The organism is Telmatospirillum siberiense (genome assembly GCF_002845745.1).
Classification (GTDB): Bacteria; Pseudomonadota; Alphaproteobacteria; order Rhodospirillales; family Magnetospirillaceae; genus Telmatospirillum; species Telmatospirillum siberiense.
On record NZ_PIUM01000002.1, the window covers coordinates 290612 to 314016 of the forward strand.

Annotated in this window: 22 protein-coding genes; 12 read left to right on the forward strand and 10 right to left on the reverse strand. The window is 64.5% G+C overall.

Features of this window, described 5'->3' with window-relative positions:
* Nucleotides 1-155: 155 nt before the first annotated feature.
* The 5 genes from CWS72_RS03235 to CWS72_RS03255 form a co-directional block, all read right to left on the reverse strand.
* Complete coding sequence (locus CWS72_RS03235) at nt 156-746, reverse strand: hypothetical protein (RefSeq protein WP_199175525.1); 591 nt, start codon at nt 744-746, stop codon at nt 156-158.
* A gap of 44 nt (nt 747-790) precedes the next feature.
* Nucleotides 791-1702, reverse strand: a complete 912-nt coding sequence (hslO, locus tag CWS72_RS03240; protein WP_241911546.1) for an Hsp33 family molecular chaperone HslO — start codon at nt 1700-1702, stop codon at nt 791-793.
* The gene (gene argF / locus CWS72_RS03245; RefSeq protein WP_101249118.1) at nt 1699-2604 is read right to left on the reverse strand and encodes an ornithine carbamoyltransferase; all 906 of its coding nucleotides are present in this window, start codon (nt 2602-2604) and stop codon (nt 1699-1701) included. Before argF ends, hslO begins: the two co-directional genes overlap by 4 nt.
* Nucleotides 2605-3777, reverse strand: a complete 1173-nt coding sequence (locus CWS72_RS03250; protein WP_101249230.1) for an aspartate aminotransferase family protein — start codon at nt 3775-3777, stop codon at nt 2605-2607. It lies immediately after the preceding gene.
* A gap of 538 nt (nt 3778-4315) precedes the next feature.
* Complete coding sequence (locus CWS72_RS03255; protein WP_241911547.1) at nt 4316-5155, reverse strand: ABC transporter permease; 840 nt, start codon at nt 5153-5155, stop codon at nt 4316-4318.
* On the opposite strand from CWS72_RS03255, the gene CWS72_RS03260 reads away from it, so the two are divergent.
* The 4 genes from CWS72_RS03260 (at nt 5154) to CWS72_RS03275 (ending at nt 8742) form a co-directional block, all read left to right on the forward strand.
* A complete protein-coding gene (locus tag CWS72_RS03260; protein ID WP_241911548.1) occupies nt 5154-5738 on the forward strand; it encodes a regulatory protein RecX in 585 nt (194 codons plus the stop codon). The two genes, CWS72_RS03255 and CWS72_RS03260, sit on opposite strands and share 2 nt — an antisense overlap.
* Before the next feature lie 141 nt (nt 5739-5879).
* Entirely contained in the window at nt 5880-6740 is an 861-nt protein-coding gene (locus tag CWS72_RS03265; protein WP_101249120.1) for a chorismate mutase, read from the forward strand.
* A 29-nt stretch (nt 6741-6769) separates the two neighbouring features.
* Complete coding sequence (hisC, locus tag CWS72_RS03270) at nt 6770-7861, forward strand: histidinol-phosphate transaminase (RefSeq protein WP_101249121.1); 1092 nt, start codon at nt 6770-6772, stop codon at nt 7859-7861.
* Nucleotides 7861-8742: a prephenate/arogenate dehydrogenase family protein gene (locus CWS72_RS03275; protein WP_101249122.1), complete on the forward strand. Its 882-nt coding sequence runs from the start codon at nt 7861-7863 to the stop codon at nt 8740-8742. The genes hisC and CWS72_RS03275 overlap by 1 nt, the downstream gene beginning before the upstream one ends.
* Nucleotides 8743-9043: 301 nt before the next feature.
* On the opposite strand, the gene CWS72_RS03280 is transcribed toward CWS72_RS03275, so the two are convergent.
* Both CWS72_RS03280 and CWS72_RS03285 read right to left on the reverse strand, forming a co-directional pair.
* Nucleotides 9044-9400, reverse strand: a complete 357-nt coding sequence (locus tag CWS72_RS03280) for a MarR family transcriptional regulator (RefSeq protein ID WP_101249123.1) — start codon at nt 9398-9400, stop codon at nt 9044-9046.
* A 58-nt stretch (nt 9401-9458) separates the two neighbouring features.
* Nucleotides 9459-10838, reverse strand: a complete 1380-nt coding sequence (locus CWS72_RS03285) for a leucyl aminopeptidase family protein (protein WP_241911549.1) — start codon at nt 10836-10838, stop codon at nt 9459-9461.
* A gap of 214 nt (nt 10839-11052) precedes the next feature.
* Between CWS72_RS03285 and CWS72_RS03290 the strand changes: the two genes are divergently transcribed.
* Nucleotides 11053-11682 carry a glutathione S-transferase family protein gene (locus CWS72_RS03290; RefSeq protein WP_101249124.1) on the forward strand — a complete coding sequence of 210 codons (630 nt, stop codon included), beginning with the start codon at nt 11053-11055 and terminating at the stop codon, nt 11680-11682.
* 124 nt (nt 11683-11806) lie between these two features.
* Here the strand turns inward: CWS72_RS03290 and CWS72_RS03295 are convergent, their stop codons facing one another.
* The gene (locus CWS72_RS03295) at nt 11807-12856 is read right to left on the reverse strand and encodes a TAXI family TRAP transporter solute-binding subunit (RefSeq protein ID WP_101249125.1); all 1050 of its coding nucleotides are present in this window, start codon (nt 12854-12856) and stop codon (nt 11807-11809) included.
* A gap of 324 nt (nt 12857-13180) precedes the next feature.
* Between CWS72_RS03295 and hyfB the strand changes: the two genes are divergently transcribed.
* From hyfB to CWS72_RS03325, 6 genes are read left to right on the forward strand one after another with little or no spacing between them, the layout of a single operon-like run.
* Nucleotides 13181-15187, forward strand: a complete 2007-nt coding sequence (hyfB, locus tag CWS72_RS03300) for a hydrogenase 4 subunit B (RefSeq protein ID WP_101249126.1) — start codon at nt 13181-13183, stop codon at nt 15185-15187.
* Nucleotides 15184-16131 carry a respiratory chain complex I subunit 1 family protein gene (locus tag CWS72_RS03305; RefSeq protein WP_101249127.1) on the forward strand — a complete coding sequence of 316 codons (948 nt, stop codon included), beginning with the start codon at nt 15184-15186 and terminating at the stop codon, nt 16129-16131. Before hyfB ends, CWS72_RS03305 begins: the two co-directional genes overlap by 4 nt.
* Nucleotides 16128-16817 (forward strand): hydrogenase-4 component E, encoded by a 690-nt coding sequence (locus tag CWS72_RS03310; RefSeq protein ID WP_420824042.1) that lies wholly within the window; start codon nt 16128-16130, stop codon nt 16815-16817. The genes CWS72_RS03305 and CWS72_RS03310 overlap by 4 nt, the downstream gene beginning before the upstream one ends.
* Nucleotides 16814-18316 (forward strand): hydrogenase 4 subunit F, encoded by a 1503-nt coding sequence (locus tag CWS72_RS03315; RefSeq protein ID WP_101249128.1) that lies wholly within the window; start codon nt 16814-16816, stop codon nt 18314-18316. Before CWS72_RS03310 ends, CWS72_RS03315 begins: the two co-directional genes overlap by 4 nt.
* 5 nt (nt 18317-18321) lie before the next feature.
* A complete protein-coding gene (locus CWS72_RS03320) occupies nt 18322-19842 on the forward strand; it encodes a hydrogenase large subunit (protein ID WP_101249129.1) in 1521 nt (506 codons plus the stop codon).
* 1 nt (nt 19843) lies between these two features.
* A complete protein-coding gene (locus CWS72_RS03325) occupies nt 19844-20395 on the forward strand; it encodes an NADH-quinone oxidoreductase subunit B family protein (protein WP_101249130.1) in 552 nt (183 codons plus the stop codon).
* On the opposite strand, the gene CWS72_RS03330 is transcribed toward CWS72_RS03325, so the two are convergent.
* Nucleotides 20377-21651, reverse strand: a complete 1275-nt coding sequence (locus CWS72_RS03330; protein WP_199175526.1) for an MFS transporter — start codon at nt 21649-21651, stop codon at nt 20377-20379. The genes CWS72_RS03325 and CWS72_RS03330 overlap by 19 nt on opposite strands.
* 150 nt (nt 21652-21801) lie before the next feature.
* On the opposite strand from CWS72_RS03330, the gene CWS72_RS03335 reads away from it, so the two are divergent.
* The gene (locus CWS72_RS03335; protein ID WP_101249131.1) at nt 21802-22266 is read left to right on the forward strand and encodes an FKBP-type peptidyl-prolyl cis-trans isomerase; all 465 of its coding nucleotides are present in this window, start codon (nt 21802-21804) and stop codon (nt 22264-22266) included.
* An 82-nt stretch (nt 22267-22348) separates the two neighbouring features.
* Here CWS72_RS03335 and CWS72_RS03340 read toward each other — a convergent pair whose 3' ends face one another.
* Nucleotides 22349-23185 (reverse strand): 23S rRNA (adenine(2030)-N(6))-methyltransferase RlmJ, encoded by an 837-nt coding sequence (locus tag CWS72_RS03340; RefSeq protein WP_101249132.1) that lies wholly within the window; start codon nt 23183-23185, stop codon nt 22349-22351.
* Between the last annotated feature and the right edge of the window lie 220 nt (nt 23186-23405).

The following is a 23405-nucleotide window of genomic DNA, read 5'->3' on the forward strand; positions in this document are numbered from 1 at the left end:
CCGCCTCGAAAAATCTTAGAGCGGTTTGCGATCGTATTGAATCATCGTTTTTTCCGTCACCCCCGGACTTGATCCGGGGGTCCATGGATTGCCGGGTCAAGCCCGGCAATGACGAAAGGGTAAGTGACCCAACCTGGTCGCAAATCGCTCTAGCTTCAGTGTCTTCCCAGCCAGGGGCCGAAGGTCGAGCGGATATTGGGGTCGATATCGCCGTTGAAGCCCTTCACCAGATCCTCGACCATGTCGTAGAGCAGCTTGTCGCGGTCGTTCAGCTTCATGCCTTCCTGCTCGGTCTGGCTGCGGGTCTGCTTGCCGGTGACCTCGGCGGTGACGAACTGCTTGTCGTCGAGCATTTGCAGGGCGACGTCGACCGACATGTCGACCCGGGCGGCCTGTTCCCTCTTGAACATGCCGGTGAAGCCCTTGTCGGTCTGGAGGGGTGTTTCGGTGGCCGAGGCGTCGCGGATGACGACACGCAACGTCCCGGTGCGGCCGATCGGCTGCAGGCGGTCCTGGACCCAGCGCTTCAGGGCGCCTTCCGGCGAAACCGGCATGTCATATTCGATATGCGGCGCCTGTGCCGGCGGCTGATATTGCGATACCACTTCGATCCTGCCGATATCCAATTGCACGGGTGGCAGATTGCGGAAGGTGAGTTCCGGGAAGCGGTGCATCGGCGGGGCGGACGAACAGGCGGCAAGAAGGGAACAAAAACCGATCATCAGGGCAAGGTGACGCAAGGACATGGCGGGATACTCGCTGGCTGACAAATGAACGGGCAAACGCCGGGTCAGGATTGGTAAAGGCGATCCAGATCCGTATTCGCAAAGACATAGCGCGATTTGCAGAACTCGCAAACCACAACCACGTCTCCACTGTCGTCGCGCATCGATTCCACTTCCTTGCGTGGAAAGGATTTCAATGTTCCCGCGACGCGTTCGGCCGAGCAGCGGCAGTTTGCCGCCAGAGGCTTGGGGTCGTGCGGATGCAGCCCTTCGGCGTGATAAAGCCGATGCAGGAGCGCCCCGACCCCGACTTTCGGGCCGAGCAGTTCGTCGTCGCGAACGCTTGCCGTCAGGATGGCGGCGCGGTTCCAGGCCTCGTCGGCTTCTTCCGCCGTGAAGATCGGGCTGTTCTGTCCCAACGGCATGCGCTGGATCATCACCGCGCCGCCCCGCCAGCCGTCGCTTCCCATGGGCGCCCGGACGGCGGCCTGGAGATGGGTCTGAAGCTGTTCCGACTGTTCGAAATAGCGGTGCGCGCACTCCGCCAGGGTTTTGCCTTCCAGCTCGACAATGCCCTGATAGCGGTCGGTATCCGGTCCCTGGTCGACGGTGAAGGCTAGATAGCCCTTGCCGATCAGGCCGGGCACCACGGCGCCGCCGGCGGCCAGGGCGGTGGCCAGCTTCCCGGCATCGAAGCGGGCATAGCCGCGAAGGTCCCCGGCGCTGGTGACGTCGGCGACGATCAGCGGAATGGCGCCGTCGGCTTGAATTTGCAGGGTGAAGATGCCGTCGAATTTCAGGGCGCCGGCCAGGGCCGCCGCCAGGACCAGGGTCTCGGCGAGCAATGCCGCCACCGCCGGCGGATAATCGTGCCCGGCCATGATCACGTCCAGGGCCGGGCCCAGGCGGACGGCCCGCCCGCGGATGGCGCCGGCGTCGATCAGAAAAGGCTGAATAAGATCGTTGTCGATGCTCACAACAGGCACCAGGACAGGACCCCCTTCTGCACATGCATGCGGTTCTCGGCTTCGTCCCAGACCAGGGACTGCGGTCCGTCCATCACCGGATCGGTCACTTCCTCGCCGCGATGGGCCGGCAGGCAGTGCATGAAGACGGCGTCGGCCTTGGCGCGCGCCATCAGGCCCTGGTTGACCTGGAAGGGGGTCAGAAGATTGCGGCGGTTGCTTTCGTCGAACCCCATCGAGACCCAGGTGTCGGTCAGCACGCAGTCGGCGCCCTGAACGGCCTCCACCGGATCGGTGGTCAGCAGAACCTTCGCCCCCTTGCCGCGCGCCCAGTCGACGGCTTTGGGGTTGGGCATCAGGTCGGGCGGGCAGGCCAGGCGCATCTCGAACTTGAAATGCGCGGCGGCTTGAATCCAGGTGGCGGCGACATTGTTGCCATCGCCGCTCCAGGCCACGACCTTGCCTTCCAGCGAACCGCGATGTTCCTCATAGGTCATCACGTCGGCCATGACCTGGCAGGGGTGGGTGTCGTCGGTCAGCCCGTTGATCACCGGAACCGTGGCATAGGCGGCCAGTTCCGTGAGCTTTTGGGGATCGTTGGTGCGGATCATGATGGCGTCGACATAGCGCGACAGCACGCGGGCGGTGTCGGCGATGGTTTCGCCGCGTCCCAGTTGCGTGTCGTTGTGGGTGAGCACGATGACGTCGCCGCCCAGCTGCCGCATGCCGGCCTCGAAGGATACGCGCGTGCGCGTCGACGGCTTTTCGAAGATCATCGCCAGAATGCGCCCCTGCAAGGGCCGGGCGCCATATTCGCAGGTCCCGTTCTTGTAAGCCTTGCCGAGCTCAAGAATGCGCCGCAGCGTCGCGGTGTCGAAACGGTCGAGGTCAAGGAAATGCCGTAAGCTATTCATTCAGGCTGCCAGTTCTTTGCACGCGGCGTCGATGATTTCGGCCGCTTCCGCGATATGCGCGGGTTCGACGATCAGGGGCGGCACGAACCGCTCCACGTTGTCGCCGGCACCGACGGCCAGCAGGCCGCGGTCCAGCAGGGCCTTGTTGAGGGCGGTGTTTGGCACCTTGCATTTCAGGCCTTGCAGCAAGCCGGCGCCGCGCTGGTCCTCCAGCACCTTGGGATGGGCCTTGACCAAGCGTCCGAAGGTATCCCACAGGAGCGATCCCATCTTCTGGACATGCTCCATGAAGCCGTCGGCAAGCAGGATGTCCAGGGTGGCGCCGGCCGCCGCCATGGCGAGAGGATTGCCGCCGAAGGTGCTGCCGTGGGAACCCGGGGTCATTCCGGAGGCCGCCTTTTCGGTGGCCAGGACGGCGCCGAGCGGGAATCCGCCGCCCAGGCCCTTGGCGGTACCGAGGACGTCGGGCGTGATGCCGGCCCATTCATAGGCATAGAGCTTGCCGGTGCGTCCGTTGCCGGTCTGCACCTCGTCCAGCGCCAGCAGGATGCCGAACTCGTCGGCGACGGCGCGCAAGGCCCGCAGATAGTCGAGGCTGGCCGGAACGATGCCGCCTTCGCCCTGGACCGGTTCGACCAGGATGCCTGCCGTATGGGGGCCGATGGCGGCGCGCAGTTCGTTCAGGTTGCCATAGGCGACCCGATCGAAACCGTCGACGATGGGGGCGAAGCCCTTCAGATGCTTCTCCTGGCCGCCGGCGGCGATGGTGGCCAGCGTCCTGCCATGGAAGGCTCCGCGCGCGACGATGATGCGGTTGCGCTCGGGGTGACCGGCTTCATAATGGTACTTGCGCACCAGCTTGATGACGCCTTCCATCGCTTCGGCGCCTGAATTGCAGAAGAAGACGGTGTCGGCGAAGCTATGGGCGATCAGCCGGGCGGCCACGGCTTCCTGGCCCGGAACGCGGTAGAGGTTCGAGCAGTGCCAGAGCTTTTCGGCCTGGGCCTTCAGCGCGGCGACCAGATGGGGATGGGCGTGGCCCAGCGAATTGACCGCGACGCCCGAGCCAAAATCCAGATAACGTCGTCCCTCCGTCGACACCAAATACATTCCCTCGCCCTTTTCAAAGGCGATGTCGGCGCGCGAATAGACTGGCAAAACGGTAGAAATCACGAGCACTCTCCCGAACGCAAAGTGGGCACCGCAAAGGGGCCGCGCTCACGGAAAGCGGCAGAATATCGGCGCGTTCGTCTTAAAAGTCAACGAGCTCCTCGCGGGACGCGAGGAGCTTGACTTTATATGGTGTTCCTCAGGCGCCGGGCGGGGCCATCCGGCCCCTTGGCTTACGCGCCAACGGTGGCGCGGGACCTCAACGGCCCAGTCGCGGGCGATGCCCGCTCCGGTTTATAATTTTGTCCCTCAGACGCCGGGCGCCGGCATCCGCCGGCTTGGCTTACGCGCCAACGGTGGCGCGGGGCCTCAACGGCCCAGTCGTGGGCGATGCCCGCTCCGTTCCTCGTCTCCACCGTCTTTATGTATAACCCGACCGGAGCCGGCGTAGCCGGTGACTAGCGCGTTGAGCGTGCCGCAGCTTATGCCGGGAGCGTCAGCGGAGGCATAAGCGAGGAAAGCCAAGGGGCCGGATGGCCCCGCCCGGCGCCTGAGGGCTATTTAAAAGCCAAGGGCGCGAATGCGCCCGCCAGGCGCGTAATCAAGCCTTCAGCTTATAACCCGTCTGGAACATGCGGAAGGCGACCAGACCCAGAAACAGATCGGCGAGGCCGACGACCAGGGCGCCGATGCCCAGAGAGCCGTCGGCATGGCCGATGAACCCATAGCGGAAACCGTCGATCATATAGAAGAAGGGGTTGGCCAGGGCGAACAGGTGGAAACCTTCGGGCAGGCGGTCGATGGAATAAAAGGTGCCGGACAGGAAGGAAAGCGGGGTCACGATGAAATTGGTGACCGCCGCCATATGATCGAATTTATCGGCCCAGATGCCCCCGATCATGCCGAGCAGCGAGAGCATCAGGCAGGCCATGACGCCATGATAGAGAATGACCAGCGGATGGATGATCGGCAGATGGACGAAGCAGGCCATGGCCAGGGTGACGGCGATGCCGACCACCAGGCCGCGGATGACGCCGCCCAGGGCGAAGGCCACCGTCAGTTCCAGCGCGGAAAGCGGCGGCATCAGGACGTCGACGATGTTGCCCTGAACCTTGGCGATGATCAGCGACGAGGAGGTGTTGGCGAAGGCGTTCTGGGTCATCGCCATCATGACCAGACCGGGGGCGAGGAACTGGGAGAACGGTACGCCGCCGACGTCGAGCGAGGCCCGGCCGATGGCCAGGACGAAGATCGCCAGGAACATCAGGGTGGTCACCACGGGGGCGACGATGGTCTGGAAATAGACCTTGACGAACCGACGCACCTCCTTGGCGGTGAGGGTCCAAAGACCCAGCCAGTTGACGGCATTCTGGCGGCGCGGCCCGATCTGTTGCGGGAAGGTGGCCTGCGATTGGGCGGGGGGCGTATCGATCATCGTCATGATGAGCCGAAATCTGCGCTATGCTGAGCCGATGAGCAAGCCCCGTCCACCAAAGCGGATCTCGAAAACCTCTCTCGAAAACGCCGCTTTATTTTATCTCGAACGATTTTCCGCTTCGGCCGAAGGCCTGCGTCGCGTCCTGATGCGCCGCGTCGAGCGGGCCGCCCGCGTTTTCGGCGACGATCCGGCCGACGGCGCCGTCCTGGTCGATGACCTGGTGCGCCGCTACCAGGCCAGCGGTCTGCTCGACGACCAACGTTATGCCGAAGGCAAGAGCCGGAGTCTGTTGCGGCGCGGCTGTTCGCCAAGGGCGATCCGTCAGGACCTGGCCCGGCGCGGCCTTGAGGCTTCGGTGATCGACGAGGCGTTGCAAGGGTTGGCCGCGGATCTGGCCGAGGATGCGGTGACGCTCGACCGCGCCGCCGCCGAGGCTTTTGTGCGCCGCCGCCGGCTGGGTCCGCATCGTCCACCGGACCTGCGCGCCCAGAATCGCGATCGCGACATGGCGGCCCTGGGGCGTGCCGGCTTCTCCTGGGAAATCGCCCGCGCGGTGCTTGGTGGGACCGGCGACGGCGACGAATAGCCCGGTTTCCGCTCCATGCCGGTGCCCCCCTGGGGGCGATCGGGGCAAGGGAGAGCGAAGGGGCGTTGGATTTTGGCGAGGGATTCGGCTACTACTACCCCTCTTTGCGATTTGTCTTTTGGAAGTACGTGGATTTTGACTATGGCGAGCGAGAAGTCCCTCGATGATCTCCGGCAGGAACTCGACCGTATCGATGATGCCTTGCATGATCTCCTGATGCGGCGGACCGAGGTCGTCGTGCAGGTCGGAGCGGTGAAGGGCATCGACAATGCCGCCCTGCTGCGACCCGGACGCGAGGCGGAAATCCTGCGCAGGCTGGTGTCGCGCCATCATGGCCGTTTCCCCAAGGTGTCGTTGCTGCGCATCTGGCGGGAAATCATCGGCGGCATGATCGGTTTACAGGGCGATGTCTCGGTCGCGGTGTATATGCCCGATCGGGGCGCCGGCTATCTTGAACTGGCGCGCGATCATTTCGGCGTGGTTCTGCCGATTACGCCTTTCCGTTCGGCGGGACAGGTGACCCGGACCGTTGCCGAGGGCAGCGCCACCGTCGGCATCATGCCGATGCCCGATCGCGAGGATGTCGAAGCCTGGTGGATCAGCCTGATGGGCGACAGCCCCGATCTGCCGCGTATCATCGCCAGGCTGCCGTTTTCCGGTCCCGGACCGGGCCGTGGCGACGGGCTGGAGGCTTTGGCCATCGGCCGGCTGGCGCCCGAGCCCACCGGATACGACCGATCCTGGCTGGCTCTTGAGACGGCGCCCGATATCAGCCGTGCCCGGCTGCGGTCGGTCCTGTCGGCCGCCGGCATCGAGCCGACCATGCTGGCCGCTACTCAGCGGACCGAGGAAAACTGGCTGCATCTGGTGGAGGTGTCCGGCCATCTGGGGGCGGACGACCGCCGGATCCGCCGTCTGGTCGAACTCAAGCAGCCGGTGTTCCATGCCGTCGTGCTGGGCGGCTATCCCGTTCCCTTCAGTCAGGAAGATTTGACCGACTGAGTTCTCTCGAACCCAATAAGAAGACCAAAATGACGTCTCCCAAGCCTCGTCCCGGTATTCTGGACATCAATCCCTATGTCGCGGGGACGTCCAGGCTGACCGGCATCGACCGTGTGATCAAGCTCTCCTCCAACGAAGGCGCCCTGGGACCGAGCCCGAGGGCTTTGGCCGCCTATCAGGCGATGGCGGGCGAGATGCACCGTTATCCGGACGGACATGCGGTGGCTTTGCGCGAGGCTCTGGCGGCGCGGGATGGATTGAAGGCCGAGCAGATCGTCTGCGGCGCCGGTTCCGATGAACTGCTGCAGCTTCTGGTGCGCGGCTATGCGGGTTTCGGCGACGAGGTGCTCTACAGCCGTCACGGCTTTCTGGTCTATCCGATCGCCGCCAAGGCCAGTGGGGCGACGCCGGTCTTCGCCGAGGAGATCGATCTGACCGCCTCGGTCGATAATCTGCTGGCCGCGGTGACCGAGCGGACGCGCATTCTTTTCATCGCCAATCCCAACAATCCGACGGGGACCTATCTGTCCGTCTCCGAGATGAGGCGTCTGCGCGACGGATTGCCCGGCCATGTTCTGCTGGTCATCGATGCCGCCTATGCCGAGTTCGCCGACCGCAACGATTACAGTCCCGGGGCCGATCTGGTCGAGACCTCGGAGAATGTCGTGATGACGCGGACGTTCTCCAAAATTTACGGCATGGGCGGTCTTCGTCTCGGTTGGGCCTATTGCCCGCCGGCCGTCGCCGACGTGCTCAATCGCGTCCGTGGTCCGTTCAATGTCTCCTCGGCTGCGCTGGAGGCCGGCCTTGCGGCGGTGGAGGACGGCGAATTTCTCGATCTCGCCCAACGCCACAACAGCTATTGGCGGGCCTGGTTCGAGGAAAAGGTCAGAAGTCTGGGCCTCGAGACCATTCCCAGCGTGACCAATTTCATCCTGGTCCGCTTTCCCGGGGAAGCCGGACGCGATGCCGCCGCCGCCGACGTCTTCCTGCGCGGCAAGGGCATCATCGTGCGGGCCATGGGGACCTACGGCCTGTCCGACTGTCTCAGGATCACTATCGGTCGTGATGACGAGATGCAGGCGGCCGTGGCGGCGCTTGCTGAATTCCGGGGGGCGTGATGGCAGTACTGTTCGACAAGGTGGCGATCATCGGCATTGGCCACATCGGTTCTTCGCTGGCCCGCGTGATCAAGCGGGATGGATTGGCCGGACGGCTGGTGACCCTGGATTCCAACTCTCTGCACCGGGCCAAGGCTCTGGAACTCGGTATCGTCGACGCCGCCACCGATGACGTCGCCGAGGCCGTCGGCGACGCCGATCTGGTCGTTTTGGCGACGCCGGTCGGAACCTATGCCGATCTGGCCGCGGCCATCGCCCCCCATCTCAAGCAGGGCGCCATCGTCAGCGATGTCGGATCGGTAAAGATGGCGGTTCTCCGCGATGTCGGTCCGCATCTGCCGGAGGGCGTGTCGTTCGTTCCCGGCCATCCCATCGCCGGCACTGAGCACTCTGGGCCGACGGCGGGCTTCGCCGAACTGTTCCAGGGGCGCTGGTGCATCCTGACGCCGCCCGGTGGCACCGCCCAGGCGGCGGTGGACAAGGTCAGGGCCATGTGGGAATCGGCGGGCAGCACCGTTGAGATCATGGAGGCCGCGCATCATGACCGGGTGCTGGCGATCACGTCCCATCTGCCGCATCTGATCGCCTATACCATCGTCGGCACCGCGACCGATCTTGAAACCACCCTGCAGCAGGAAGTCATCAAGTTCTCGGCCTCGGGCTTTCGCGATTTCACCCGGATCGCCGCTTCCGACCCGGTGATGTGGCGCGACATCTTCCTCAATAACCGCGAGGCGGTGCTGGAAGTCCTGCAACGCTTCACCGAGGACTTGACCGCCCTGCAACGGGCGATCCGTTGGGGCGAGGGGGACAAACTGGAAGAGCTGTTCAGTCGCACCCGCGCCATCCGTCGCTCGATCATCGACGCCAAGCAGGCGTAAGTCCTGTCGTCATTTACCGCTCTTCCGGTGTTTTGGTTTCGCGATTCAATCAAAAGACGTCATGCCCGTGCTTGACACGGGCATCCACGTGCCCGCTTCAAATGACCTCGGCCGATCTATGCAATCATGGATTGCCGGATCAAGTCCGGCAATGACGGTTGTTGGTTGTGGTCACCACAAGAATATGGGCGACGCACAAACTGTGCCGGACAGCCGTGGGTTATTTCCAGCCATGACGGGCATAAGTAATCGGCCCTGAAATGAAAAGACGAAAATGTATGCCCCTCTCCCAAGGGCCGCGTCAGAGCCCGTTGTGGGTTTCCGCCGCGGCCGAGACGATGATGTCTCCGAATTCCCTCAGGAAGACCGATCCTTTGACGGTGCGCTGGATCAGCACGCTGCGGCGGTCCGTCTCGTCGACCTTGCGACGGATCAGGCCATATTCGCTCAGACGGTCGAGGGCGCGGGTGATGGCGGGTTTGGAGATGTTAAGGGCCGTTGCCAGCCCGCGCACCGTGTGTGGCGGCGGGGTCAGGTAAACCGTCAATAGCAAAGCCATCTGGCGGGCCGATAAGTCGGGCGCCTCGCGGCGCACGCTCTCAACGATTGCACCGCGCCAGAGGTCGAGAGCTTGAACTGCCTTGAGGTCGACGCCCATGATCCATCCGTTTCATTCCGCGCACGAAATTAGCCGAGCCTTGCTTCGGCGGCAATCCTCATGACGGGTATCTTTGCGCTATCAATCGATATAAAGCGCGAATTGCCATCGCCTCGCCGCCTTCCGGGCGTCCCGGCCGGGCCGATGGGTTCCAGGCGAAGATATCGAAGTGGACCCAGGAGGTCCCCGGCGAGACGAATTCCTGCAGGAACAGCGCCGCCGTGACGGCTCCGGCGTAGGGGCTGTCGGGGGCGTTGTTGATATCGGCGACCTTGCTGTCGAGCAGGCGGCGGTAGCTCTTCCACAAAGGCAGGCGCCAGACGGGATCATGTTCGGCTTCGGCGGCGGCCAGAATGGCGGCGGCCAGATCGTCGTCCGGGGTGAACATCGCCGGCAGATCGGGGCCCAGGGCGGTGCGCGCCGCGCCGGTCAGGGTTGCCAGGTCGATCAGCAGGTCGGGTTTCTCGCTATCGGCCTCGGCCAGGGCGTCGGCCAGGACCAGGCGGCCTTCGGCGTCGGTGTTGCCGATTTCGACCGACAGGCCCTTGCGCGACGTCAAGATGTCCGAGGGGCGGAAGGCGCTTCCCGAAACGGCGTTCTCGACCGCCGGAACGAGAACACGCAGGCGGACCGGGATTTTTGCCGCGATGATCATGGCGGCCAATCCAAGGACATGGGCGGCCCCCCCCATGTCCTTCTTCATCAGCTTCATGCCGGAGGCGGTCTTCAGGTCGAGGCCGCCGCTGTCGAAACAGACGCCTTTCCCCACCAGGGTCACCTTGGGGGCGAGAGCCTCGCCCCATCGCAGATCGAGGAGGCGCGGCGGCCGGGACGACGCGCGGCCGACCGCGTGGATCAGCGGATAGTTCCGCTCAAGCAACTCGTCGCCGATGATGCTGGAGAGGCTGGCTCCCGTCCGTTCGGCCAGCAGGGCGGCGGCCTGGTTCAGTTCCTCGGGCCCCATGTCGGAAGAGGGCGTGTTGACCAGGTCGCGGACCAGGCGCACCGCCTCGACGGTGCTGGCGACCTCGGCCCGGTGGGCGTTTTGCGGCCAGACCAGGCGGGGACACTCCGGCGGCTTCCGGTCCAGATAGCGGGAAAATTGATAGCCGGCCAACGCCCAGGCCAGTGCCGCCCAGTCGGCGGACGCCGGGGTGAGCGGCGGTTCGATGCGATAGACGCCCTTGGGCAATTTGACCGGCAGGTGGGCCCAGCACCAAGGGTCCCCCTCATCCCAGCCGAACAGCACACGCTCGACGCCGCCCGACGCGCCGGGCAATAGGCAGATGGTTCCGGCCTCGGCGGTAAAGCCGGTGGTTTCGACCCAGCGGCGTTCGGCTTCGGTTCGGCCCTCCATCCACGATTTCCAGGTCTCGCGGGTTAGCGGCACGATGGGCAGCGCCGCCGTCGTTTCTTCTTCGCACAGTTGGTCCGGCACGGTTCGCTCCACCTATGATCGGGATAACCGACAGAATGGCCAAAACTGGGAGGCAAGGGAAGGGGGCGCGCCGAAAGATCGATCATCGAAACGCATGGGTGGGTTGCGGTGCGGGAACCGGGGCGTCCACTTTCGTCTCCCCCGCTCCCGGCACTCTTGCCGAGCGGGACGGCGTCGCTATGATGCTCGCTCCAATGCCTGGAAGGGGAACATCATGGGCAATCTTGTTCTTGTCATCGGCACCAGAAGCTGGTCGTCCTGGTCGCTTCGTCCCTGGCTGGCCCTCAAGCAGGCCGGGTTGCCTTTCGAAGAGGTGAGGATCCGTCTGCGCCGCCCGGAAAGCCGGACGGAGATCCTTGCCCATTCGCCAAGCGGCAAGGTGCCGGTTTTGAAGGACGGCGGACTCGTCATATGGGATTCTCTGGCCATCTGCGAATATGTCGCCGAAATCGCCTGCGCCGTGCCCCTGTGGCCCGAGAACAAGGGGGCGCGGGCCGTGGCGCGGTCGGCTTGCGCCGAGATGCATTCGGGGTTTCCGGCCCTGCGCGAGCATCTGTCGATGGATGTCACGCAGAGCTTGCCGTTGCCCGAACTGCCGCCCGAGGCCGTGGCCGACGTGGCGCGGGTGCAGGCGCTGTGGAACGATTGTCGCAGCCGTTTCGGGGCCGGGGGCCCCTTCCTGTTCGGCCGCTGGTCGATCGCCGATGCGATGTATGCTCCGGTGGTGACCAGGTTCCATACCTATGGCGTCCCGCTCGATGCGGTCAGCACCGCCTATGTCGAAGCCGTCCTCGCCCTGCCGGCCCTGCAGGAATGGGTCGACGCCGCCAAAAGGGAAGCTTAAGTGCCAGTGAATCAACAGGCACTGAGCCCGAGCGGCGTTTGAGTCCGCCTTAAGCGGAGCGCAGGCGTCATATGGAATCTTTAAGGTTTGGAGCGATAATTTCGCGACAAGCCCTAAGCGGGTTTCACGGAAAGAGGCCTTTCACCCGATAATATCGCTCGGCGCCGGCATGCAGGGGCGCCCCCAGGCCGAAAAGCGCGGTGGAGAGTTTGATCTTGCCCGCCTGCGACAGACTTTCGGCCAGAAGGGCCGTGGTGGCCGGGTGCCACAGGGCCCGGGTCATGTTTTCGACGAGGGCGTCGGGCACATCGGATGCGGTCACCAGGCTGATGTCCAGTTGCACCGTCGCCACGTCGTCCGGCACTCCTTCGTAAAGGCCGCCTGGGATATGCGATGAGGCGAGCAGGGGATTGGCTTTCATAAGACGTTCCGAGCCTGCTCCATCGATCGGAACCAACCGGATGGGCATGCGCCTCGACAATTCCGTCACCGTGGGAACGGGTGCCCGGTCGATGACGAAAAAAGCGTCGAGGGTCCCTGCCGTCATGGCGTCGGAGGCCAGTGCCGAACGCAGGAACTGCGCCCCGACATCGCTTTCCTTGATCTTCCAGGCGGCGAGAAACTGACGGGCATGGAGCAGGGTGCCCGACCCCGCCTCGCCCAGGGAGACGCGTTTTCCCTTGAGATCTTCCGGGCCCTTGATCCGGGCTTCGGCGCGAGCCACGAGATGCAACTGGCTGGGATAAAGATTGGCGATGGAGCGGAGGGTGACCACCGGTTGCCCCTGAAAGGGCGGCTGTCCCCGGACCGCCCATGAGACCACGTCGCTTTGAACCAGCGCGGCGTCCAACCGGCCGTCGCGGATCGCCTCGATATTGGCGAGGCTGCCGCTGGTGACGCTGGCCACGGCGATCAGGTTGGGCACGCCGCAACTGCCGCCTTTCTCGCAAGGCGGGGCGCCGGGAGGGTTGCTGAGGGCGCTGGCGATCAGCCCCCCCACCGGGAAATAGCTTTCTCCCGGCGGACCGGTGCCGATCCGCAGATAGCGGAGATCCTCGGCCCAGGCGGCCGAACCCATCGCGGCGAGAAGAATGGCCGGCAGGGCGAGCAGAAGCGCGATACAGGCAATACCTATATCGCGGCAGATGTCCCGCCGGTGGCCATTGTCAATCATAAATTGAATCCCGTCCCACCTTCTCAGTTAATGACAAGCGCCGCCGGTTGGCAACCGTCAGCGTGCGAAGGGGCGCGAAAGTCCTGATCTTCCCGGATTTGGGGGATGTCCAAGCGCCTTGCACCCCATCCTTAGGGTGATATGATCTAATTTCTGGCTGATCCTTCCTTCGGTTGTCTCTCATGGAGCGAACCTCTCCCGGTCTGCTGCAGAGGGGGGTGGAGTCGGCTTTTCGTTCCGGTGACGGTTGCCGGAATGCCTCCGGAGGTGACCAATAGTGCATGTTTCGCCGGCTTCCGTTGAAACCGAGCCAAAGGTTCTTCCATGATCATCGGGTCCGCCCTGGCCGGCCTTCTGCTGCTCGGTCTTTGCGCCATTCTCCTTCACCGGCTGACGCGCGTGCACGAACTGATCTATGCCGGCTGTCTGGTGGCGACCGTGGTCCTGGTCGGCGACGGCCTCTGGCATATCGTCCAGTCCGGTCACGAGGAGGTCCCCTCGGTCGTGCTGCCTTTCGGTCTGCCCTGGCTGCACGCCCATTTCCGTCTCGACAGCCTGTCCGCCTTTTTCCTGGTGGCGATCAATTTTCCGGCGGCGCTGGCCAGCCTGTTCGGCATCGGTTACGGCGGGCATGTCCCGCACCCCGGTCGCGTGACCCCGCTGTTCCCGCTTTTCCTGTTCGGCATGAACGGCGTTCTGATCGCCGACGACGCCTTCGTCTTTCTGGTGTCCTGGGAATTCATGTCGCTGTCGTCCTGGCTGCTGGTGCTTTCCGATCATACCAACGAGGAAGCGCGCAAGGCCGCGATGGTCTATCTGGTGATGGCGGTGTTCGGCACCTTCTGCCTTTTGCCCGCCTTCGGCCTGCTGGCCGGTTCCGGCGGCGCCTACACCTTCGCCGCCATGCGCGCCGCCCATCTGCCGGCCCTGGCCGGCAGTCTGGTGGTGTTGCTGGCCCTGCTGGGGACCGGTTCGAAGGCCGGCCTCGTCCCTTTGCATGTTTGGCTGCCCCTGGCCCATCCCGCCGCCCCCAGTCACGTTTCCGCCCTGATGTCGGGTGTGATGACCAAGGTCGCCATCTACGGTCTGATCCGCATCCTTTATGACCTGCGGGGCGATGTCGGATGGCAGTGGGGGTTCGTCCTGATGGTGGTGGGGGCCGTTTCGGCGGCGATGGGCGTGCTTTACGCGCTGATGCAGCGGGATTTGAAGACGCTGCTCGCCTATTCGACGGTCGAGAACGTCGGCATCATCTTCATCGCGCTGGGATTGGCCCTCGCCTTCCGCGACCATGGGGAGCTCGCGCTGTCCGCCCTGTCGCTGGTGGCAGCACTTTACCACGTGGTCAACCATGCCCTGTTCAAAACCCTGCTGTTCCTTGGGGCGGGGGCCATTCTCCAGGCGACCGGCGAGCGCAATCTCGACAGGTTGGGCGGTCTGCTGAACAGGATGCCGATAACCGGTTTCACCTTCCTGATCGGCGCCTGCGCCATTTCCGCCCTGCCGCCGCTGAACGGCTTCGTCTCGGAATGGCTGGTCTTCCAGAGCCTGTTCAAGGGACCGACGGTGGCCCATTGGGCCATGCGCTTCGGCGTTCCGGTGGTCGGCGTCGCCATGGCCCTGGCCGCGGCCTTCGCCGCGACCTGCTTCGTGCGCGCTTTCGGCATCGCGTTTCTTGGCCGTCCCCGCACGCCCGAGGCCCGGCATGCCCGCGAAGTTCCCTTGAGCATGCAAGTGGCCATGGCCGTCCCGGCCTTCTTCTGCCTTTGCCTCGGCGTCTTTCCGGTGACGGTGACCTCCGGCATCGCCACGGCGGTCGAGCCCCTGGTGAGGGTCAAGCTTCCGGCCGCCATGCTTGGGTGGCCCTGGCTGTCGCCGGTCAGTCTGACGGCGGGATCCTATTCGGCGACCATGGTGTTGCTGACCGGCGCCGCCCTGATGGTCACCACCTTGCTGGTCGTCCATCATTTCGGCACGCGCAAGATCAGGCGCTTCCCCCTCTGGGATTGCGGCCATCCCGAGGATATCGTCAACGCTCAATATTCGGCCGACAGTTTCGCCCAGCCCCTGCGCCGCGTGTTCGGCAGCGTGGTGTTCCGGGCCCGGGAGGAGGTGGAGATGCCTCCGCCCGGCGAAATGGTCCCGGCGAGGTTCTCGGTCACAATGATCGATCCGGTGTGGACCGGCCTCTATCTCCGCATCGTCAGGATCGTCGATGCCATCGCCGACCGGGTCAATGTCCTGCAGTTCCTCACCGTCCGGCGCTATCTGCTGATGATGTTCCTGACGTTGGTGCTTCTCCTTCTCGTCGTCGCGGTGCGCCAGCAATGATCTCCTTCCTCTTCGGCGTCTTTCATACAGGGTTGGTGCTTGCGGCGGCGCCGCTCGTCATGGGAATCGTCCGCCTGACCAAGGCGCGCCTGCAGGGCCGGCGGGGGGCGTCGGTGCTGCAGCCCTACCGCGATCTGTGGCGACTGCTGCAAAAGGAATCGGTGGTGGCGGACTCGGCCTCCTGGCTGTTTCGCATCGCCCCTTATCTGGTGTTCGTTTCGGTCTGGCTGGCGGCGACCATCATGCCGACCTTCACCACCGACATGCTGCTGACGCCGGCGGCCGATTTGATCGCCCTGGTGGCGCTTCTCGGCACGGCGCGCTTTTTCACGGCGTTGGCCGGACTCGACGCCGGCACGGCCTTCGGCGGGTTGGGGTCGAGCCGCGAGATGTTCGTCGCCTCGATCGGCGAGCCGGCCATGCTGATGGTGATTTTCAGCCTGTCGCTGCTGACCCACACCACGTCGCCGGCCCAGATGGCCGCCTACGTGATGAGCGGGCATGTCGGCATCGAGGTGTCGGCGGGATTGGCCCTGGCCGCCATGGTGATGGTCGCCATCGCCGAAAATGGCCGCATTCCGATCGACAATCCCACCACGCATCTCGAACTGACGATGATCCACGAGGCCATGGTGCTGGAATATTCCGGCCGTCATCTGGCCTTGCTCGAAGCGGCGGCCATGGTCCGTCTGCTTCTCTTCATGTCGATCATTTCCTGCCTGTTCTTCCCGTGGGGCATCGCCGGTCCCGACAGCGGCCTGCTGGAGGTGCTGTGGGGACTGGCCGCCTGGGCTCTCAAGGTCGGGCTGCTGGCCGTGGTGCTCGGTTATTTCGAGACCATGCTGGCCAAGATGCGGGTCTTCCTCATTGCCGATTTCCTGGGTGGCGCATTGTTGCTGGCCTTGCTGGCGACGATCTTTCTTTACGTGTCGGAGGCCGTGTGATCAGCGTGCAACAACTCCCGTCCCTGGAGCGCTATGCCTATGACATGGCGCATCTGATCGGCGCGGTCATCCTGATGATGAGTTTCGGCCTGCTTTATCAGCGGCGCATGACGGCGGTGATCCGCACCTATTCGTTCCAGGCCATGGTGCTCGCCCTGGCGGCGGCCTGGCAGGCTTTCGTCCAGGAGGCCCCGCATCTCTACGTGTCGGCGCTGATCGCTCTGCTCTTCAAAGGCGTCGCCGTGCCCTTCGCGCTCGATTGGCTGGTCCGGCGCCTAGGGATCCACCGTACCGTCGAAACGGCACTCGGCATCGGGCCGACGATGATCGCGGGCGTCGCCCTGGTCGCGCTTTCGATCGTCCTGGTCCTGCCGGTTACCGCCTCGGCGGCCGCGATGACCCGGGAAAATCTGGCGCTGGCCATGTCGGTGGTGCTGCTGGGCCTGTTGATGATGATCACCCGGCGCAATGCCGTAACCCAGGTGGTGGGTTTCATGTCGCTGGAGAACGGCTTGATCCTGGCCGCCGTCGGCGCCAAAGGCATGCCCCTGGTGGTCGAAATCAGCGTCGCCTTTTCGGTACTGGTCGCCATGGCCCTGTTCGGCATCTTCTTTTTCCGGATCCGCGAACGCTTCGACAGCCTGGACGTCGCTTATCTCGAGACGTTCCGGGGAGAGCGCCGATGATGGGATCCCTGGCATCCCTCTTGCCGCTTGAGGTCCACAATCCCCTGTTCTGGGTGCTCGGCACGCCATTGGTCGGCGCCGGTCTGCTGGCGTGCATTCCCGATTGGCGGCAGGCGGCGTGGCTCAATGTGGCGATTTCCGCGGCGGCGCTGGGGGGCGCCATCGGTCTGCTGTATGTCCGGCCGGCCGAGACGGTGCTGTTCTTCATCGACGACTTCAACATCTATCTGGTGGTGCTGACCGCCTTCGTCGGTTTTACCACCGCCTTGTTCTCGGCCTCCTATATCGGTCGGGAAAGCAAGACGCGCCGGCTCACGTCCCAGCATTTGCGCTTCTATCACTCGATGTATCAGGCCTTCATGTTCACCATGCTGCTGGCCCTCTCGGCCAACAATATCGGTGTCCTGTGGGTGGCGGTGGAGGCGGCGACCCTGACCACCGTGCTGATGGTCAGCCTTTACCGGACCCGCGAGGCGATCGAGGCGGCGTGGAAATATTTCATCCTGTGCAGCGTCGGCATCGGCCTGGCCCTGTTCGGCACCATCCTGGTCTATCTGGCCGCCCAGCCGGTGATGGGCGACGGCGCGCTGGCCATGGCCTGGGCCCAGATGATCAAGCGTGCCGGCGCCTTCCAGCCCGAGCTGATGAACCTCGCCTTCGTCTTCCTGCTGGTCGGGTACGGCACCAAGGTCGGTCTGGCGCCGTTGCACGCCTGGTTGCCCGACGCCCACGCGGAAGGGCCGACGCCGATTTCGGCGGTGTTGTCCGGCTTGCTGCTCAATGTGGCCCTGTATGCCCTGCTGCGCTTCAAGATGCTGATCAATGCCAACGAGCATGCCCTGCAACCGGGGCCCTTGATGATCGGCATGGGGTGCAGTTCGATCTTCGTCGCCTCCTTCATGCTGTACCGGCGCGGCGACATCAAACGCCTGTTCGCCTACAGCTCGATCGAGCATATGGGCATCATCACCTTCGCCTTCGGCATGGGGGGCGGTCTGGCCAACTTCGCCGGCCTTCTGCACATGACCATGCACAGCCTGGTCAAATCGGCGATCTTTTTCGCCGTCGGCCTCATCACCCAGGCGACGGGCACCAAGCGGATCGCCGACATCCGGGGCCTGACGGTCAGCCATCCCTTCCTCGGCTGGGCCTTCGTGATCGGTGTGCTGGCCATCGCCGGCCTGCCGCCGATGGGCATCTTCATGAGCGAGTTCCTGGTGATCAGCTCGACCTTCGCCCGCAACGCCTGGCTGGCCGTGCCGGTGATGATCGGCCTGCTGGTCACCTTCGGCGCCCTGATCCTCCGTCTTCAGGGAATGGCTTTCGGCGAGCCCGGCCATCTGGCTGCCGACAGCGAGCGGACGCATCAGGGTTGGTTCATGCATTCCCTCGGAGTCGTTCCCCTGGTTGCCCATCTGACGCTGGCGCTGGTTGCCGGCGTCTATCTACCCGATGAACTGGTGACCTGGTTCAAGGTCGTCGCGAAACTGCTGGGATAGCGGCCATGCTCGGTAATGTGACCCTTATGGAATATCTGGGTGGCGGCCGTGCGGTGGCCGGGCACCGCCCCTGGCCGCGCTACTCGTTGGACGAGCGGGGCTGGCGCGAGATGGTTCACCAGCTTTCGGTATCCGATTGGACCCTGCTCGGGCTTTGGGCCGACGGCACCGAGGTGCATGCCGCTCTGCGCGACGAGGAGAACGCGGCGATCGCCGTGGCCTCCGTGGGATGCCCCGATCGCCGGTACCCTTCGTTGTCCGGTGTTCGGCCGGCGGCGATCCGGCTCGAGCGGGCCATCCATGACCTGTATGGATTGACCGCCGAGGGGCTGGAAGATCAGCGGCCCTGGCTCGACCACGGCCGCTGGGGACAGTCGGCCCCGCTCGCCATCGTTCGTGGCGCGCCGCCCTCGGGCCCGGTCGTCTATCCCTTCCTGCCGGTGGAAGGGGAAAGCCTGCACCAGATTCCGGTGGGGCCGGTGCATGCCGGCGTAATCGAGCCCGGGCATTTCCGCTTTACCTGCGCCGGCGAGACGGTGGTTCGCCTGGAGGAGCGTCTGGGCTACACCCACAAGGGTGTCGAGGGCCACATGGCCGGCAAGAGTCTGATCGATGCGGCCCGCCTGGCCGGCCGCATTTCGGGTGACAGCACTGTGGCCTACGCCATCGCCTTCGCCCGTGCCGCCGAGGCCGCCACCGGCACGGAAGCCCCGCCCCGGGCTCACTGGATGCGCGCCCTGATGGCGGAATTGGAAAGAGTGGCCAACCATATCCTCGATTTCGGGGCGATCTGCAACGATGCCGCCTTTTCCTTCATGCTGGCCCAGTGCACCGTCCTGCGTGAACGGATCTTGTCGGTCAACGAACTGTGTTTCGGCCACCGGCTGTTGATGGACACGGTGATTCCGGGCGGCGTCGCCGTCGACGTGACGCGGGAGGGGAGCAGCATTCTGCGGGGATTGGTCAAGGAGTTGCGCAAACGGGTTCGCCGATTGGCCGATGTCTACGACGACATGCCGAGCCTGCAGGATCGCACCGTCGGCACCGGCATCGTCCAGTCCTCGCTGGCTCACCGGTTCGGGGCCGGCGGCTTTGTCGGACGTGCCGCTTCGCAAGGCGGCGACGCCCGCAAGGTCCCCGGCTACCCGCCCTACGACGATCTTGATTTCGAGGTGCCGGTACATCCCGAGGGCGACGTCAACGCGCGGATCTGGCAACGACTGGAGGAGGTGACGGCCAGTCTCGCTCTGATCGAGCAGATTCTCGAACGGATGCCCGGAGGGCCGCTGCACAAGCCGATTCCGACGCGTGGCGGCGAAGGCATGGCCCTGGTCGAAGGCTTCCGCGGTGAAATCCTGCTGTGGCTGCGCTTGTCCGAGGTCGGCCGGGTGGTGCGGTGCCATCCGCGCGATCCCTCGTGGTTCCAATGGCCGCTGCTGGAAGCGGCCATCGAGGGGAACATCGTCGCCGATTTCCCGCTCTGCAACAAATCCTTCAATTGTTCCTATTCCGGGGTGGACCTCTGAGATGAGCCTGGCGCGCCTCCTGTTCCGTGAACTGCTGAGAGGGCCCCGGACCATCGAGGGGCCGCTGCCCGATCCCCTGGGCATCGAGCAATTGGGCCGGGCGCTTGGCGAGCGGGCCCGGGCGGGGTTGGGCCGCTCCTTGCGTATCCGCGAGGTCGACGCCGGATCCTGCAACGGCTGCGAGCTGGAGATCCAGGCCGTCAACGGACCGGTCTACGATTTGGAGCGGTTCGGCATCCATTTCGTCGCCAGTCCCCGTCACGCCGACGTGTTGCTGGTGACCGGCCCGGTCAGCCGGAATATGGCCGAAGCCCTGCGGCGGACCTACGACGCCATGCCGTCACCGAAATGGGTGGTGGCGATGGGCGATTGCGCCGCCGACGGCGGTTGCTTCGCCGGCGGCTACGCCGTGCTGGGCGGCGTCCATCATCTGCTGCCGGTCGATTTGACGATTCCGGGATGCCCGCCCACGCCTCTCAATTTGCTGTCCGGCCTGTTGGCCTTGCTGGAGGTCGCCGCGGTCGGGTCTGACGGTCAGGCTTCCGGGGCCTGATCCTGACTGGACGCGGCGGTACTTTCGCTTTCACCGCGGAAATGCACGAAGGCCAAGGCCAGCGAGGCCGCCTGCAACAGGGCGCAGAAATAAAGCGGCGCTCCGATTCGCCAGTCGCCCGACGGTAAATGGGAGACGGCGGCCAGCAGCGGCGCGCCGCAGGCCGGGGCGAGCACGGCCATCAGGCTGTTCAGGGAACTCACCGCGCCCATGGTCTGGCCCTGGTTGTGCGCCTCGGCGGCCCCCGAGATGATGCTTTGCAAGGCGGCGGTCACCGTGTAGCCCAGGACATTCAGCATGATCACGGCATACATCATCCAGCCCTGACTGGCGGCGCCCCAGGCGGCGTAGGCCAGGGTCGAAGAGATCAGACCGGCGATGGCGAGGTGGCGCGGACTGTAACGCTTGAGCAGTCGTCCCAGCAGAAATCCCTGGACGATCACCGACATGATGCCGACGGCGGCCAGCGACCAGCCGTTTTCCTTAGGTCCCCAGCCGAACTTGAAGGTCGTATAGAGAACCCAGCAGGTATAAAGCGCGAATTGCGCCAATCCGTTGAAAGCGAGAACAGCGACCAACCGGCCGACGCCGTGCAGCCGCGTCAGTGCGCGAAGCGAGGTGAATGGATTGGCATATTTCAAACGGAAAGGCCGACGGCGGTCGGCGGGCAGCGATTCGGGCAGCAGGAAGAAGCCGTAGAGAAAATTGATCAGTGTGACGATGCCCGCCACCAGGAACGGAAGCTGCAGATTGACCGCACCCAGAAGCCCGCCCATCACCGGCCCGACGATGAAGCCGACGCCGAACATGGCGCCCAGCATCCCGAAGCGCTTGGCGCGTTCCTCGGGGAGCGAGATATCGGCGACATAGGCATTGGCGACGGCGGCGTTGGCCTGCATCGCGCCGCCGATCAGCCTGACGGCGATCAGCATCCACAAGGCGGTGGCGTAGGCGGTCGCGAAAAACGTCAGGCCGAGCCCGCAAAAGCCCAGCAAAAGCAACGGTCGCCGACCGTAGGCATCGGAAAGCGCGCCCAGAATGGGCGAGCCGAAGAAATTGGCGAAACCGAAGGCGAAGGTAACCACGCCATACCAGAATGCCTGGTCGGCCTGCGATCCGGTGAAACTGCCGACCAGAGCCGGCAGCACCGGAATGATCAGGCCGATCGACAGCAGGTCGATCAACACCGTCAGCATGATGAAGGGCATTGCGGCGGTGCGGTCGCGGCGGGTTAGCAGGCGTTTGAAGTCAATCACGATGCAAATCCTGCCGCTCGAAGCGGCTGGGGTGGGGCGAGAAGCGCTGTTCTATCGGAAAGAGGGTGGGTGGGCATCAGGATAATCGTCCGGGGCGTCGCAATCGTCCGACCCGGGTGTTAATGTGCCGGCTTTCAGGGAGACGACACTATGCGCTTCTTTTCACCGGCAGGCGTCCGTACGGCGATGGCTCTCGTCGCCGCTTGGGCGATCGGCCTTTTCATCGCCACTGCCCCGCTTGCCGTTCAGGCACAGGAGAAAACCATGACCACATCTTCGGGTCTGCAGATCACCGACATCCAGGTGGGAACGGGGGCGACGCCCAAGCCGGGCCAGACCTGCGTCATGCACTATACTGGCTGGCTCTACCAGGGCGGCGTCAAGGGCAAGAAATTCGACAGTTCGCTCGATCGCGGTGAACCGTTCGAGTTTCCCATCGGTCAGGGACATGTGATTCGCGGCTGGGACGAGGGTGTCGCCACCATGAAGGTCGGCGGCAAGCGCACGCTGATCATTCCCCCGCAACTGGGCTATGGGGCGCGCGGCGCGGGCGGCGTCATTCCCCCGAACGCCACGCTGATCTTTGATGTCGAATTGCTTGCCGTGAAGGGCTGACCCGCAAGTCTTCAGGAGACGCGCTTGCGTGTCTCCTGAAGACTTGCCCCCATGGCAAAAGCGGCGTGACGATCAAAAACCGTCACTTGTCGGCGACCAGCCAGCGCACACCGCTGGGACCGGAGGCATCCAGGCGATCGGCCAGGACCGGCAGCAGGCCGTCGAGGCTTTCGTCCAGCTTCCATGGCGGGTTGATCAGCAACAGGCCGCTGCCGTTCAGGCGCGACGGATCGTCCGGCGGCGTGCGGAAGAGTTCGACGGTGAAGCAGGGACGCCCGAAGGTGGCGATTTCGCCCAGGAAGCGTTCGACCGGTTCGGGCGCCTTGATCGGATACCAAATTCCATAGATGCCCGTCGGCCAGCGCCGCAAGGCCTGTCCCAGTCCCCTGGCGATGCGCTGGAATTCGTCCGTCACCTCGAATGGCGGGTCGATCAGCACCAGACCCCGGCGTTCCTTCGGCGGCAACAGCGCTTTCAAGGCGGTGTAGGCGTCGCCGGCATGGACCCCGACCTGGCCGTCGCCGGCGAATTCGCGTTTCAGGGCGCGGGCGTCCTCGGGATGCAATTCCACCAGGGCGAGGCGGTCGCCGGGACGCAGCAACGAGCGGGCGATGCGGGGGGATCCCGGATAGAAACGCAGACGCGGCCAATCCGGATTGACCGCGCGCACGGCGGAGAGATAGCCGTCGAACAGGGCGGGCAGGGCGGGGCCGTCCAGCAACCGGGCGATGCCGTCCTGATATTCTCCGGTCTTTCCGGCTTCCGTTCCCAGGAGATCGTAGCATCCGGTGCCGGCATGGGTGTCGATGACGCTGAAGGGGGTATCCTTCTTGCGCAAATGTTCGATGACCAGGGCCAGGGCGGCATGTTTGACGACGTCGGCGAAATTGCCGGCGTGATAAGCGTGGCGGTAATTCATCGCGGCACTATGCCCGAGGGACGGGGCGGGGAACAGAGCCTTGGGCGGAAAGATCCGGCTAATCGGGTGACCGCGCGCGAGTTGCTTTTTTCGAGAATGATTCTCGTCGCGTTGGCGCGATTCCCGAAGCTTTAGCGAAGGAAGCCCGAGGCGGACGGATGTCCGCCGCCCGGCGCGTGAGGGGCTAAGAATTTAAAACGGGGCAAGCGGGTTCACCCGA

Bases quoted from the DNA above. Each gene is read 5' to 3' on its own strand.
- CWS72_RS03235 (WP_199175525.1), bottom strand. From the start codon at position 746: ATGTCCTTGCGTCACCTTGCCCTGATGATCGGTTTTTGTTCCCTTCTT.
- argF (WP_101249118.1), bottom strand. From the start codon at position 2,604: ATGAATAGCTTACGGCATTTCCTTGACCTCGACCGTTTCGACACCGCG.
- CWS72_RS03260 (WP_241911548.1), top strand. From the start codon at position 5,154: ATGATGAGCCGAAATCTGCGCTATGCTGAGCCGATGAGCAAGCCCCGT.
- CWS72_RS03255 (WP_241911547.1), bottom strand. From the start codon at position 5,155: ATGACGATGATCGATACGCCCCCCGCCCAATCGCAGGCCACCTTCCCG.
- CWS72_RS03265 (WP_101249120.1), top strand. From the start codon at position 5,880: ATGGCGAGCGAGAAGTCCCTCGATGATCTCCGGCAGGAACTCGACCGT.
- hisC (WP_101249121.1), top strand. From the start codon at position 6,770: ATGACGTCTCCCAAGCCTCGTCCCGGTATTCTGGACATCAATCCCTAT.
- CWS72_RS03275 (WP_101249122.1), top strand. From the start codon at position 7,861: ATGGCAGTACTGTTCGACAAGGTGGCGATCATCGGCATTGGCCACATC.
- CWS72_RS03280 (WP_101249123.1), bottom strand. From the start codon at position 9,400: ATGGGCGTCGACCTCAAGGCAGTTCAAGCTCTCGACCTCTGGCGCGGT.
- CWS72_RS03290 (WP_101249124.1), top strand. From the start codon at position 11,053: ATGGGCAATCTTGTTCTTGTCATCGGCACCAGAAGCTGGTCGTCCTGG.
- CWS72_RS03295 (WP_101249125.1), bottom strand. From the start codon at position 12,856: ATGATTGACAATGGCCACCGGCGGGACATCTGCCGCGATATAGGTATT.
- hyfB (WP_101249126.1), top strand. From the start codon at position 13,181: ATGATCATCGGGTCCGCCCTGGCCGGCCTTCTGCTGCTCGGTCTTTGC.
- CWS72_RS03305 (WP_101249127.1), top strand. From the start codon at position 15,184: ATGATCTCCTTCCTCTTCGGCGTCTTTCATACAGGGTTGGTGCTTGCG.
- CWS72_RS03315 (WP_101249128.1), top strand. From the start codon at position 16,814: ATGATGGGATCCCTGGCATCCCTCTTGCCGCTTGAGGTCCACAATCCC.
- CWS72_RS03320 (WP_101249129.1), top strand. From the start codon at position 18,322: ATGCTCGGTAATGTGACCCTTATGGAATATCTGGGTGGCGGCCGTGCG.
- CWS72_RS03325 (WP_101249130.1), top strand. From the start codon at position 19,844: ATGAGCCTGGCGCGCCTCCTGTTCCGTGAACTGCTGAGAGGGCCCCGG.
- CWS72_RS03335 (WP_101249131.1), top strand. From the start codon at position 21,802: ATGCGCTTCTTTTCACCGGCAGGCGTCCGTACGGCGATGGCTCTCGTC.
- CWS72_RS03340 (WP_101249132.1), bottom strand. From the start codon at position 23,185: ATGAATTACCGCCACGCTTATCACGCCGGCAATTTCGCCGACGTCGTC.